The sequence below is a fragment of the Runella sp. SP2 genome (assembly GCF_003711225.1).
Taxonomy (GTDB): domain Bacteria; phylum Bacteroidota; class Bacteroidia; order Cytophagales; family Spirosomataceae; genus Runella.
The window spans coordinates 49,190-62,096 of the sequence record NZ_CP031032.1; the positions used below are offsets into that span (position 1 = coordinate 49,190).

The 12,907-nt window shown below is 38.3% G+C and carries 13 protein-coding genes; 12 read left to right on the plus strand and 1 reads right to left on the minus strand.

Going from position 1 to position 12,907, the window contains the following annotated elements; genetic code table 11:
- Positions 1-4: 4 nt before the first annotated feature.
- The 8 genes from DTQ70_RS30390 to DTQ70_RS30425 all read left to right on the plus strand — a co-directional run bounded on the left by DTQ70_RS30390 (position 5) and on the right by DTQ70_RS30425 (position 6,956).
- On the plus strand, positions 5-1,099 hold the full coding sequence (locus DTQ70_RS30390; protein ID WP_122934708.1) for a type III-B CRISPR module-associated Cmr3 family protein: 1,095 nt from the start codon (positions 5-7) through the stop codon (positions 1,097-1,099).
- Positions 1,096-1,341, plus strand: a complete 246-nt coding sequence (locus DTQ70_RS30395; RefSeq protein WP_122934709.1) for a hypothetical protein — start codon at positions 1,096-1,098, stop codon at positions 1,339-1,341. Before DTQ70_RS30390 ends, DTQ70_RS30395 begins: the two co-directional genes overlap by 4 nt.
- Positions 1,342-1,347: 6 nt before the next feature.
- On the plus strand, positions 1,348-2,466 hold the full coding sequence (locus DTQ70_RS30400) for a hypothetical protein (protein ID WP_255417986.1): 1,119 nt from the start codon (positions 1,348-1,350) through the stop codon (positions 2,464-2,466).
- A 14-nt stretch (positions 2,467-2,480) separates the two neighbouring features.
- Positions 2,481-3,443: a type III-B CRISPR module RAMP protein Cmr4 gene (cmr4, locus tag DTQ70_RS30405; RefSeq protein ID WP_122934711.1), complete on the plus strand. Its 963-nt coding sequence runs from the start codon at positions 2,481-2,483 to the stop codon at positions 3,441-3,443.
- Positions 3,436-4,041, plus strand: a complete 606-nt coding sequence (cmr5, locus tag DTQ70_RS30410; protein WP_122934712.1) for a type III-B CRISPR module-associated protein Cmr5 — start codon at positions 3,436-3,438, stop codon at positions 4,039-4,041. Before cmr4 ends, cmr5 begins: the two co-directional genes overlap by 8 nt.
- The gene (gene cmr6, locus DTQ70_RS30415; RefSeq protein WP_122934713.1) at positions 4,041-5,162 is read left to right on the plus strand and encodes a type III-B CRISPR module RAMP protein Cmr6; all 1,122 of its coding nucleotides are present in this window, start codon (positions 4,041-4,043) and stop codon (positions 5,160-5,162) included. The genes cmr5 and cmr6 overlap by 1 nt, the downstream gene beginning before the upstream one ends.
- Before the next feature lie 92 nt (positions 5,163-5,254).
- Positions 5,255-6,628 carry a TIGR02221 family CRISPR-associated protein gene (gene csx2 / locus DTQ70_RS30420; RefSeq protein ID WP_122934714.1) on the plus strand — a complete coding sequence of 458 codons (1,374 nt, stop codon included), beginning with the start codon at positions 5,255-5,257 and terminating at the stop codon, positions 6,626-6,628.
- On the plus strand, positions 6,609-6,956 hold the full coding sequence (locus DTQ70_RS30425; protein ID WP_122934715.1) for a CRISPR-associated protein: 348 nt from the start codon (positions 6,609-6,611) through the stop codon (positions 6,954-6,956). Before csx2 ends, DTQ70_RS30425 begins: the two co-directional genes overlap by 20 nt.
- Here the strand turns inward: DTQ70_RS30425 and DTQ70_RS30430 are convergent.
- Positions 6,953-7,930 (minus strand): YafY family protein, encoded by a 978-nt coding sequence (locus DTQ70_RS30430; RefSeq protein ID WP_122934716.1) that lies wholly within the window; start codon positions 7,928-7,930, stop codon positions 6,953-6,955. The two genes, DTQ70_RS30425 and DTQ70_RS30430, sit on opposite strands and share 4 nt — an antisense overlap.
- A 253-nt stretch (positions 7,931-8,183) precedes the next feature.
- Between DTQ70_RS30430 and DTQ70_RS30435 the strand changes: the two genes are divergently transcribed.
- The 4 genes from DTQ70_RS30435 to cas1 are packed head-to-tail and all read left to right on the plus strand — an operon-like array spanning position 8,184 to position 12,881.
- Entirely contained in the window at positions 8,184-10,298 is a 2,115-nt protein-coding gene (locus tag DTQ70_RS30435; protein WP_164490312.1) for a hypothetical protein, read from the plus strand.
- 30 nt (positions 10,299-10,328) lie between these two features.
- On the plus strand, positions 10,329-11,408 hold the full coding sequence (locus DTQ70_RS30445) for a CRISPR-associated primase-polymerase type B (RefSeq protein WP_229600176.1): 1,080 nt from the start codon (positions 10,329-10,331) through the stop codon (positions 11,406-11,408).
- 20 nt (positions 11,409-11,428) lie between these two features.
- The gene (gene cas2 / locus DTQ70_RS30450) at positions 11,429-11,905 is read left to right on the plus strand and encodes a CRISPR-associated endonuclease Cas2 (protein ID WP_122934720.1); all 477 of its coding nucleotides are present in this window, start codon (positions 11,429-11,431) and stop codon (positions 11,903-11,905) included.
- 4 nt (positions 11,906-11,909) lie between these two features.
- Positions 11,910-12,881 carry a CRISPR-associated endonuclease Cas1 gene (cas1, locus tag DTQ70_RS30455; protein ID WP_122934721.1) on the plus strand — a complete coding sequence of 324 codons (972 nt, stop codon included), beginning with the start codon at positions 11,910-11,912 and terminating at the stop codon, positions 12,879-12,881.
- Positions 12,882-12,907: the final 26 nt, after the last annotated feature.

Sequence of the window (12,907 nt, forward strand, 5' to 3'; positions counted from 1 at the left end):
AGCCATGCCATACATCAAAATAGAAGCCATTGATACCCTATTTTTTAAGGACGGACGACCCTTTTCTATGGGAGAAGAAACCTACGCTACTGGTATTTTTCCACCACCACCAAGTGTATTTTTAGGAATGTTGAGAAGTGCTTACGCCAGTGAAAAAAATATCCCTTTAGATAGGATTAAAGAAGAAACGGAGCATATAAAAATTGAGGGAGTCTATTATTCGGCAGATAATGATTATTATCCGATTCCTCTTGATTTGGTAAGATTGAAAAGCTTACATGAAGATGAAAATGAAGCCATATCGTTATTTGCTAGTAATCTGCAAGGGCTTGTATCAAGTTCATCTAAAAAATTAGAATATGTTCTTTGTCATAACGAGCACATAGAAAATATACCTAATGGTATGATAGATAGAAAATTGTTTGAGTATTATCTCAAAGATAGTCGCCCTATGAATTTTAATTGGAAGTATCAACCTATAAGTAAATTAACCAAAACAGAGTTTAAAATAGGAATTGGGAGAAACAAGCAGAATAAACAAAGTGAAGATGGCAAATTGTACAGAGTAGGAATGGTTAGACTTCAAAATAACACTCCTGAACATAGATTAAACTTTGTAATTAAAACAAATATAGATAATGTTGGATATTTGGGAAAATTAGGTGCAGAAGGTAAAAGTGTAATTTTCCATAATGAAGAACAATTTACACCATTGAATAAAATTGATTATGCCGACAATAGTCATTTTCGCCTGTACTTAAACACACCTGCCTTTTTTGAAAAGGGCCATATTCCAAACCTAAAAAAGCATTTTCCTTCATGGGATTTTGAAGTTATTACTTATGCCGTAGGTAAACCATTACACATAGGTGGGTTTGATATGGCTGAAAAAGGTGGTTTCCCAAAATCAATGCTGAAAGCAGTACCTGCTGGAAGTGTTTATTATGTTAAAATACTAAATGGTACTACGAAGGCTTTTGTAGAAAGTCTTGAAAAAAATCCTGTTTCATCAATTAGCGACTACAGAGCAAACGAAGGTTTTGGATTATTTTATGTAGGTAACTTAGATATGAATAAACGTATTAAATCAATTTTATGATAAAAATAATAACTACCGTTGGCACATCTATCATTACAAACTTTAAAAGTAATGAAGTACAAAGAGCTATCAGCCATGTAACAAATAATAATAATGCCAAGATAGATACACTATATGACGCAGTTCTTGAATATCCTGACAAATCGGATATAGATGAATTAAGCAGCATTATTAGTAGATTTTTTTTGACAAATATGACTAAAAAGTCTGATTGTTGGGAATACAGCAGAACGCCAACATAATTAAATATTCATTGTTGTGCCGAGGTATATAGTATTGTTAAACTAATGGATAAATATGTTGGTAAAACATTTGAGGTCTATTTACTAACAACTGATACTCCACTGTCTGGTATAGCAGGAAAATTGATTTCAGATACCCTAAAAAAGAGTTTTCCCGAAAAAATCGTCAATGTTGACATTAGAACTATAAAGGGATTACAAGTAACAGATAGTCAAACTTTTAGCGACCAAGGATTTTTTAATTTAATAGATGAAGTACACAGTATAAATAATGAATCTACTAATACTGTATTGAATATTTCTGGCGGCTATAAGGCAGTTATTCCTGTATTAACACTTTTGGCACAATTAGAGGAAATTATCATCTACTACATATATGAAGATAGCACTGAACTTATTGAAATTGGTAATTTACCTATCAATTTTGATTGGGGTATTATTGAGAAATATGTGGAAATCATTAAAAATAATAACAAGCGGAATAAGGCTGATGAGAACTTAATTCAAGAATTGAGAGATTTAAAATTAATAAAATCTGAAAATAGAGACCTTTCAATCGTTGGGGAACTTATCAGTCGGTATGCTGAAAAAATGAGTCCATATACAGCTATTATATTTGGATATTTAATTGAATATAAGCTTGTTGAATATTATGCTAAATTATATGGGGGAGAAAAAGTACTTCATAGTTATGAGCCAGTTAAAGGGCTTGGAGATATTGATATTTTTATAAAGGACAAAGCGAATACCTTTATAGCTGTTGAAATTAAGCCGTTTAATAGATTGCTAAGTAAAAACTATATGCAGACTATCAGGGAAAACTATTCAAAACGAATTAAACCTCTTATTAATTCTGAGAATCAGATTTCTGAAATTTGGCTAATTCTTTATAGTTATTCTAAAGAAAAGACAGATACTAAAGAACTTCATAAAAGTACTAAAATGATGCTTTCTGAATACACAGAAGCTTTAAAACAAGATTTTGGTGATGATACTTTCACTTTTAGAGTTAAACATTTTTTTATTCATAAAAATAAACTCTCCAGCGAAAAGCACATCTATCAAACATTTATGAAATCCTCTATCAAGGATAATGCTGTTTCCGATTTATTTTCATCTAAATAAAAATTAAAGCAATTATGTTCAAACAATCCAAACCCCTATTTTTCATTTGCGAAACACCCTTGCACGCTGGCAGTGGCTCAGATTTGGGTATAGTTGATTTACCTATTCAACGAGAAAGACACACTTCTTTCCCAAAAATAGAAGGTTCTTCTTTTAAAGGTGCTGTCAGAGAAGCTGTTGAGCAAAAAAGCGTAGATTTCACCGCTAATAATAAAACACTGAAAACTAATGATAAAAAGCATTGTGTTGCTTTAGCTTTTGGTCCAGAAGATGGTGACGCACACGCTGGTGCATTAGGCTTTTCAGATGCTCGTTTATTACTTTTTCCTGTAAAAAGTGTAAAGGGCGTTTTCGCTTGGGTTACTTGCCCAAAAGTATTAGAGCAGTTTAAGCGTGATATGTCTTTAACAGGTATAACAGTTACAATAACTGGAAATGAACCAAAATCTGATAATTGTATAACAGAAAGCAAAAACTTAAAAATTGGCAACGATAAAATCGTTTTAGAAGAATATGCTTTTACTATTGGCAGTTCTTATGATGTTACAATAGACAATAAAGCACTTGGTGCATGGCTTTCTAAGCTAATTACTGATGGCTTTTGGAAGGATAAACTTACAACTGATATTGTTATTTTATCAAATGACGATTTCAAGGATTTTGTCAACCTAAGTACCGAAGTTATCACACGCACAAAGATTGATAACAAAACAGGTACAGTACAAGCAGGTGCATTATTTACCGAAGAGTTTCTTCCTGCCGAAAGTATCATGTATAGTTTAGTCCTGGCAAGTCCTGTATTTTTAAAAGATAAGGATAAGAAAGAGGCGATTCTTCAAACTGATGTAGATGTTATGAATTATTTTGCTACTGCACTGCCTGATGTAATTCAAATTGGAGGCGATGCTACATTAGGGAAAGGTATTGTACGAGTTGTAAAATCATTACTAACAGCAAAGGAGGTATCAAATGGCTAAGACAATCAATGGAATCGAACAAGGAAGAGCAGATTTTGCTTACAAATGTGCAAATCAAACTTTACTACTGAAAGATTTCAAATATGACAACGATAATAAAACAACAAATAATGCTTCTTTTTTCACTGTTTCTTTTAAGAAGAAGTTTGAAAAAGATTTGAAAGATAATAGTCTTAACAACAGAATTTTAGAAGATTTTTTGCTTAATCCTTCTAAAGATAAAGACAAAAAGTTTGAGGGCTTTAAGAAAAGACTTGCTGAACATTACGAGAAGTACGGTAAAGAGTATAAAGCTTATGTCAAAAAAACTCCCATGATGGTAAAAACAAGTGGTTTAGGAGCAACATTAGCATTTATCATGTCGAAGAAAAAAGATGGAAATGCTTGGGCATTGATTTATAATCAAGTTGATAATTGGTTAAAAACTTCAGATAATCACTATTTAATTAACAATAAGAATGGAGAACTATCAGAAATTATCATCCAATTAGAAAGCGGTCAATATCGTGCAGTAACTAACGAAGTACTGGCATTATTTAATTGGCTTCGCCGATTTGCAGAAGGTTTAATTGAGGGAGATGATTTAATCCAAGAATAATGAAAAAGGGCATATTTATCATACTTAATGACAATGGCAAACTTGTAGCTTGCATCAAACGAGCTGATGGGCAGGCCATAAGGATACCAGAATTGGAAGTAAATCCTGACATTCAAGAATTAGATGGAATGCCTTGTGAGTACTTCAAAAAGGAAATTTTAATCATAGATGGTGAAAATATCTATCAGAAAAAATACACCCCTAAAGAAGAGCTAAAGCAAGAGGTAAAAAGTCCTTCCATTGATTTTAAATCACAGCTTAACCAAGCAATGAATGCTAAAGATACAGAGGATGAATCAATGGAAAATAAGAAAAGAACCAAACTTTCACAGGATAGTTTTTCTATTCAAGACTCCAAAGTACCATCGGATGTAAGGCAAATAAGGATTAGCGATAGAGATATTGACAACTTTCATTTAAAACTTAACAAATTTGCTCGTTTTGATGGTGATAAGTTTTACTTTTTTCGGAAATTAAAAAATGGAGGCTACGAAATCAAAGAAAAATTTGGTGTGTTAGAAAATAGATTCGCAGAACTCAATAAGCGTCATTGTAAGAATGCGAAATCCTTATTTGGGGAGAATATTATTGAGTTAACTCTTACCCCAAGCTATCATTTAGTAGTAGGACTTGGGGGGCATTCTGTGTATGAAACCTCTATGACTTTACACCATATTTACGGTGTTCCATACATTCCTGCCAGTTCAATAAAGGGTGTTGTGCGTAGTTGGATTATTCTTGATATGTTTGATAATAAAGAATCGTCAGCTCTTGAAGATGATACTTTCGTAAAATGGTTTGGTAGTCAATCAAGTGCTGGTAAATTGGTATTTTTTGATGCTTTTCCCAATGAAAAGCCAAGAATAGAGCCTGACATTATGAATGTTCATTATCCTAAATATTATCAAGGGACTGAACCTCCTACAGATACGCAATCTCCTGTACCTGTTTCTTTTTTAACTGTTACGAAAAGTCCCTTTAAGTTCTTTATAGGTTCATCAGAACTGAATATAAACAGTGATAAGCTAAAAGATAAAACAATTGAAGATTGGCTCAAAGATGCACTTATTAACCACGGTATCGGGGCAAAAACTGCAATTGGCTACGGATACTTTCATTAATTTTCATTCTCTCTTCTTATAATTTTCTTGTACAATTAGGAATTGAATTCCTAATTGTACAGAACAATTCGCACAAAACTCAAGCTTTAACTATGGCACGAAAAGTTTTTATTTCATTTTTGGGGACTAATAATTATGTTCCTTGTAACTATTTTATAGAAAAAGATACTACACAAAAAGTGAGTAATGTAAAGTATGTACAGGAAGCCATTATAAAGTTATTTTGTAACGATTTCACTCAAAACGATGTAATTTTTACATTTACAACATCGCTGGCTCATCAAATGAATTACTTAGATAATGGTCAGTGGAATAATAAAAGTCAACAATACGACTTGCCCAATATAGGTTTGCAGACAGTTTACAAGAATATTTTAGGAACTTCAAATAGTCCCAAATATCAATCTTTACCTATTAAAGAAGGTTTTTCTGAGAATGAGATTTGGGAGATATTTGAAACTGTATCAAGTGTTATTGAAAATGGGGATGAGTTGATTTTAGATATTACTCATGCGTTTAGATTTCTGCCAATGCTTGGCGTAACACTAATTGATTTTTTGAGAGTAACAAAAAATATCTCAGTCAAAGGGGTATTTTATGGTGCTTTTGAAAAATTAGGAGTTCAGGCAAAAGTACTTAATATGCCTATAGAAGAGCGTAATGCTCCTATTATCAACCTATTATCTTTAATTGAGTTACAACGATGGACACAAGCAGCTAATAATTTCCAACAATATGGATTTATTGATGATATATTAGAATTAACCAACAAAAATATTAAACCTATTTTAGCTAAATCTCAGGGTAGAGACGAACTCTCTCAAAACTTACGTAGTTTTGGAACTATTATTGACACGCTTATAAAAAATATATTTACTAATAGAGGAAAAAGCTTAAAAGAGTTTAATTCAGAAGTTCTCAAAAAAAATATTTCAAATATTGAATCATCTGATTTATTTATAAAACCACTCAAATCTCTCTTTACAATCATTAAAACTAAAATATCTCCTTTTAATAATACCAAGGAAATTTGGCTCGACTCAGCAAAATGGTGTAGCAATCATAATCTTACTCAACAGGGCATTACTCAATTACAGGAAGGCATCATAACATACATTCTCGAAAAAGTAAAGCTTACTTATGATGATTCTTTTTATGATTGTTATTTAGAAAAACCAAGAGTTTTAATTTCAAAAATACTAAACATTATTGAAAAAAAAACTGATGAAGAAAACTGGAAGGGAATTAGCCTGGAAGATAAAAGGCGGATTCAGATACTTATTAATCATCCGCTAATAATTGATTTTGCAAGCATTTTTGCCAAAATCACAAGTTGTAGAAACGATATTCAACATAGCGGTTATGTATCTAATGCCAATAGTCAATCATTTAAAGTAAACCTTCAATCATTTATTAAACACGTTGACGATATTGTTCAAAAGTACGATGCTCCTCAATCTCACTAATCATCCAAGCCACCAATGGCCTGAAAACCAAACTGCTCTGGCTCTTGAATCCTATCAAAATGTTACAGATTTACCATTTCCACAAATTGCACCTAGCCTCACTTCTGATCAATTAGACGAGCTTGTTGGTAACTATTTTCAAAAAGTTATAGAACTTCACCCAAATGCCGTTCACATTATGGGTGAAATGACTTTTACCTTTCGTTTGGTACAAAAGTTAAAGACTTTTGGCATCTCCTGTATCGCCAGTACAACGGAACGGGTAACTGAGCAAATCGGCGAAATGAAAACCTCCAAATTTCAATTCGTACAATTCAGAGAATACTAATCCAACTCATACCATCCACGCATCCCTTCTACAACTTCTCGGATTTTAGAACGGAGTGTTTTCGGAGTCATAACCTCGCAGTCAGCGCCGAGTTCGAGAATTTTACTTTCTAACTCCTTATTGATGATGAGGTTATACGAGAAGGATATGTCGGTTTCGGTTTCTTGTAGTATCTTTTGAGAAGGATGAATCGGCTTAGTGTTGACGTACCACGCCCTGGGCTTGAGCACCCGAATCGTCACTTCTTCAGGTTGACTCGCCTGTGGCTTGGTGACACCTATAAAATGTTCAAAGTACGTAGCTGGGTCCAAAGTATCGTTTGACTGGAACGAAGTGCTTGCGGGTGTAAGCTTATTCATTCTGTCCAGGGCAAGATTGTAGAGTAACTGCTGGGAATGTTCGAGGCCAAACAAATACCATCGGTTGTTGTATTCTTTCAGAAAATAGGGATGAATCACAAAGGTTGACTGTACTCCCTTAAAATCGGTATAATCAATTTCAATACACTGCTGACAATTGATGTAATTGTACAACTCATTCAGGAAATGAAGCCCTTTCAACAACGGATTTTGTTCAAAATACACTACTGTTCGTGGAATTTCGGCAAAAAGTCCTGCTTCTGTTTCAAGCTTGAATAGTACTTCTTGCAAACCGTCCGACTGAGGAAGGGCAGAAAACTGACGGAGCAGCGCCAATGATTCGTTGAGTAAGGCCGCATCGTCTTGATTGAGGGCTTCAAAAAGCGTAAACTCTTTTTCGTAGTAGTAATGAGGTTTCCACTTGGGGATGGGGGCTTTAAACGTTTCCTGCAACAAACGAATATCTGCTTTTAATGTTCTTTCCGCAGGGCGTTCTCGTACTAAATCAGAAAGCTCACAAGCATTTGCTAACTGCTCCCAGTTGAATTTTCGTCCCGTAGCAAGCTTTCCGTGAATAACCAAAAGTCGTCCTAATTGATTTTTATTTACTGGCATGGTTTTACGCTTTTATTCAACTCCAAATACACTTTTTAATTTGATTATCAGGTAGATGCACATAGGCAGCATCTTATCTTTGCTTACTATTTTGAGGGTTTATTTCCCCTCTATACTTTTGCACCGTCGTTTTGAAACGCCTCTTCGTTGGCAGAAAAGCCTACCGCTGTGTCGGTCATCTACAAAAGCAAAAAAACGTTGAAATCTACACAGTTTTCAACGCAATCAGTGTCACCTTTAAACTTTTACGGCTATGACAAACTTCACTACTACCGACAACACCACTATGTTTGAACCCGCTACTTCTACTACTCCTGAACCGCAGGCTGTGGCTACACCCACCCATCCGCACCTCTCGGCACAGGTGAAGTACGTGGAAGACCCCGAAGCGTTTGGCTACCAAGAATCGGGCAGGAACTTGGGAGATCCTACTACCTTCGAGAACTTTTTGAACCGTTTTGAGTCGGGGGCGATTATTGACGCAAGTCAAGACGAAGAGGCCAACCAGGCACGTCGCCAGAAAATCGAGGCCGAACGCGACGAAGTACTGTCGAAACGGTTGGAGGTGGAAGCCCAAAAGAACCAACATTTGGAGGTGTATGTTCCTGCGCAAGAGCAACTGATTACCGATAAAAAAGCGGAGATTGAACAGTTGACCTTAGAACACGAGCGGGGTAAAATGCGTTCGGAGTTTAAGCCTGTCAAAGTAGGTTTGCTCACGTTTTTGTTTGTTTGTAACCTCACGTACTTGCTATTGTTCTATGCCAATTTGTTGTTTACCATCTTTTTTAAGAACTACGACGCCGTCATCAAAAGTGGACAAGCCGATTTGAATACGCTGTTGGGCACTGTTTTTGACCCCAGCGGAATTTTCACTTGGCACCCCGTGCTCATTTTCTGCTACCTTGCTCCTACGCTTTTTTTGACGTTGGGATTAGCCCCGCACTTGTTTTTAAACGTAATTGGTCAGGCACACCATCAGAAATGGGTAAAGCTCGGTTTTTATGTCTTGGCTTTTATTTTCGATGCACTATTGGCTTATCAATTGGAAAGCAAGGCCCATCAGCTGCGCAAATTGATGGGAATGGAAGAACCTTTTACCTGGTACGCTTCGTCTATGTTTTGGATTGTGTTAGGGTTTGGCTTTTTGGCCTACGTGGTGTGTGGTTTCTTGGCGGTAGTGGTGGAAAAGGAGTTTGAAAAACGCGATAACTCCCGCCTTTTTGAGACTAAACTCGGTTTTTTGAAAAACCATATTGCCGAAGCGCAAGCAAAAATCGTCGAACTCCAAGGAAAAATTGGGGAGTTAAATGCTCAGCTTGGGCAAATTGACTTGCAATTGGACGCTTTCAAACGTCGTCTTGAAGCCATTTCGTTGAAGGTAGGCTCATTACAAAATACGTTGCAGGCGTTCTATTCGGGTTGGTTGCGTTACCTCAACAATGGCAATCACTACCAAAAAAGGGCAGAATGTGAGGAACGATTTCAAGCGTTTTTAGCTAAAAATGCCGCCCCTGTTGTTCCAACTGAGACCGAAGAAGTCGTCCCCAACGGTGCCAGCGAATTTAAAAAGAGTGTTTTCAACCGCGTGTTCAATTCCTTTTTATTGGGGATGTTGTTGTGCTTTGGTCTGTCGTGGAGCGTCATGGCGCAGAAGCAATGGGTAGTGGCGCTCGATTTGTCCGATCGGCTTGTGACTACTCCTCATTGTGCTGCCAACGACCAAAAGGTCATCATGCAAGCTTTTACTGAGTTTGAAGCAGCGGTTCGTCGTTCGTTGATTGTCAACTCAAAAGATGTGTTTATGGTGCGCATTTTACCCCAAAAAAACAGCCCTTTTGATGGCCACCATTACGAGCAGCGCTTGTCGCTTTCAATGCCTGCTACTTCCATTGCGGAGCGCGCTAAAAGGCTGCAATCACTCAAAAAAGAGCTTCCGACGCTCTTGCGTGAATTGTACCAAAAGGCAACGTTTAGCAATCAGCCGAACAAGTACTACGGCGTGGACATTTGGCTGTTTTTCAACGATTTAGTACCATATTTGACGCCCAAGGGTTATCAAACTGAGCTGGTATTACTCAGCGATGGCCACTTTGATTTTGAATCGTACGAACATACCGTAGAACACCGTTCGCAATACACCCACACCAAATTTATTCGCGATTTTAAAGGCCCCGATTGGAAAAGTATCGCCGAAAGGCAAGGCGCAGGTATTTTACCCATTAGTCGAAAAATCGGCGGAGTATCGGTGCGGGTAAAAGGGTTAAAAGCCAAAACGAGCGACATTTTTGAACTGGACAAATTGCGTTTCTTTTGGGGCAAGTGGCTCCAAGCCTGTGGCATTCAGCATTTTGATGTCTCCCAATAAAAAAATCAACAATGCAGAAACACTGCATTTCTGGTTGCGAACTTTGTCCCATCATTTCACCAAAACCCCTTCAACACCTTCACAACACCAACGCTCTCGCTCGGAAAAAACCTTACGGCCTCCAACGAGGCACTTCAGCCTGTTTCGCTCGCTGAAGTTGTTTCAATGATTAAGGGAGATACACTTTTGCAAAAGGATACCGAGCGTCTGCGCAAGCTTTCACTGCTCGACAAAGCAGCCTATCGTACGGCCAAAACCCGACTTCCTTACGTGGTAGGTAGCATTTTCAGGGACGGAGTGCGACGTATAGACAATTTCGTTCAAGCTCACTGCTTGATTGTCGATGTGGACCATTTACCCAATTTTGATGGTGTCGTACCTGCATCCATCACGGCAGACCGCGCCGTTGCGTTGGCATTTGTCTCTCCAAGTGGTCAAGGGTTTAAGGTAGTTTTTACGTTGGAACAGCCCTGTAACGATGCCAAACTTTTTCAGGCGTTTTATAAATCGTTTGTCAGTCAGTTTGCCGAACGAACAGGCTTGGTGAGTAGCGTAGATTTGCGCACTTCGGATGCGTCGCGGGCGTGCTTTTTGGCCCACGATGCAAACGCCTATTTCAACCCTAATGCGGAGCCACTGGTGGTAGAAATCATGACGTTGGAAGAAGACTTGTTTTCAAAGCAAACTCTTATCGAAAAAAAGGAGGCGACGAAAACCGAAACAAAGCCCATTTTCAACGAAACGGCCTACCGTGAGGTGCTTCGTGAGGTTTCTCCTACGGCTCCCACACGTACCGTTAAGCAGGCATTTGTTCCCCAAGAACTGCTTGATTTTATGCCCGAAATTGACGTTTTATGCCAAAAAGCGGGGCTAGAAGTTTTTGAAAAAATGCCTATTCAGTACGGTATTAAGGTGTTGGTAAAACAGGGCTACCGCAAGGCAGAAGTCAACGTATTTTTTGGCAAAAGAGGGTTTTCGGTGGTCAAATCGCCCAAAACGGGCACTGATGCCGCTTTGATGGATTTGCTGTACGGTATTCTCTACGCGCATTTGTTTCCTGCACCCATTAGTGAGAATGTGCCCTTAGTGAGTTATCTCTCTGCTAATTAACCCCACTTAGCTGTTTTTTTATGCCAAAGAAGAAACCCTACGTTCGGAAAACGTTGCCTGAGCTCGAACGGCTTTGGCAAGAAGCGGCCTTAGTTCGGCCAAAGGAGGCACCACTTGGGGAGTCGGGGGAAATACCCCAACGACTTCAGAATTTCATGTTGTATTTACAGCGTCAACAGCCACTCAAACGCCCAGAAGACATGTATTGCTTTATCATGTACGACATTGAAAATAACAAAGTGCGGCGGCTTATGGCGAAGTACTTGCTGCAAAAAGGCTGCGTACGGGTCCAAAAATCGGTGTTTTTTGGCAGGTTTCACCGAAAGCTCCAACGTGAAGTGCTGGATGTACTGCGCAAGATGCAGGAATGTTACGAAAATGAAGACACGATTTTGGTGTTGCCCGTTGGCGAAGATATGCTCAACAGCCTCACCTGCATCGGTAAATTATTTGAACTGGAATTGATGACGGCCCACAAACACACGCTATTTTTTTGACACTATGACACAACTTATCTTAAATAAACGAGGCACTAGCTTGAGCGTAAAAAGTGGTCGCTACTGCGTACGCACACCCGAACGGGAGAGTTTTATTCCTGTCCATGAAATCAAAAGTATTCATTTGCACTCGGCGGCTAAGCTCACGTACGAGGTGGTACAAACGGCGATTCAGTACAACACCGATTTGCTGTTTATTGACCGATACGGCAAGCCTATTGGACGGGTTTGGAGCAATCAGTTTGGCTCCATTTCTACCATTCGTAAAAACCAATTGACGTTTTCGCAAACTACGATGGGGGCTGAATGGATGCGTGGGCTATTGGTACAAAAAACCGAGAACCAAGTTCTTGTAGTGGAAATGCTTCAATTATTGACGCAAAAAGAATGCCCCGAGGCGTTGCAAAATTTGGCTTTTTACGGTCAAAAATTCAAGCAGTACGTCATCAAAGAGCTGCCCGAAACTTTTGCGACATTTAGGGGCTACGAAGGCAACCTCAGTAAGGTCTATTTTTCGGCGCTGCGTGAACTGCTACCGAAGCAATATTATTTTGCTAAACGCTCTCAGCACCCTGCTTTGGATATGTTTAATTGTTTGCTCAATTATGCCTACGGAATGCTCTACAGTAACTGCGAGTCGGCGCTGATTCGGGCAGGTATCGACCCTGCCGTGGGCGTAATGCACCGCGACGAATACAATCGTCCCGTTTTGGTGTATGATTTTATTGAGACTTACCGCCATTATGCCGACTACGTAGTGTGTCACCTTTGTCTGCAAGAAGTGATTTTTGAGGAGTTTTTTGACGTAGAAAATGGTCAGTTTTGGCTTAATACCGACGGGAAACGTTTGCTCATTCAATGTATGAACGATTATCTCAACGAAGTAGTCAGCTTGCAGGGGTTGAGTCGAAGTCGACTTACTCACCTCGAACTGGACGCCCAACGTTTGGCGACTCAGCTCAAAAAAATTGGTTGATGCAAAAAGACCGCATCTTTAACTCA

Excerpts from the sequence above, each read along its gene's own strand:
- DTQ70_RS30390 (WP_122934708.1), top strand. The coding sequence starts at position 5 with ATGCCATACATCAAAATAGAAGCCATTGATACCCTATTTTTTAAGGAC.
- DTQ70_RS30395 (WP_122934709.1), top strand. The coding sequence starts at position 1,096 with ATGATAAAAATAATAACTACCGTTGGCACATCTATCATTACAAACTTT.
- cmr4 (WP_122934711.1), top strand. The coding sequence starts at position 2,481 with ATGTTCAAACAATCCAAACCCCTATTTTTCATTTGCGAAACACCCTTG.
- cmr5 (WP_122934712.1), top strand. The coding sequence starts at position 3,436 with ATGGCTAAGACAATCAATGGAATCGAACAAGGAAGAGCAGATTTTGCT.
- cmr6 (WP_122934713.1), top strand. The coding sequence starts at position 4,041 with ATGAAAAAGGGCATATTTATCATACTTAATGACAATGGCAAACTTGTA.
- csx2 (WP_122934714.1), top strand. The coding sequence starts at position 5,255 with ATGGCACGAAAAGTTTTTATTTCATTTTTGGGGACTAATAATTATGTT.
- DTQ70_RS30425 (WP_122934715.1), top strand. The coding sequence starts at position 6,609 with ATGCTCCTCAATCTCACTAATCATCCAAGCCACCAATGGCCTGAAAAC.
- DTQ70_RS30430 (WP_122934716.1), bottom strand. The coding sequence starts at position 7,930 with ATGCCAGTAAATAAAAATCAATTAGGACGACTTTTGGTTATTCACGGA.
- DTQ70_RS30435 (WP_164490312.1), top strand. The coding sequence starts at position 8,184 with ATGACAAACTTCACTACTACCGACAACACCACTATGTTTGAACCCGCT.
- cas2 (WP_122934720.1), top strand. The coding sequence starts at position 11,429 with ATGCCAAAGAAGAAACCCTACGTTCGGAAAACGTTGCCTGAGCTCGAA.
- cas1 (WP_122934721.1), top strand. The coding sequence starts at position 11,910 with ATGACACAACTTATCTTAAATAAACGAGGCACTAGCTTGAGCGTAAAA.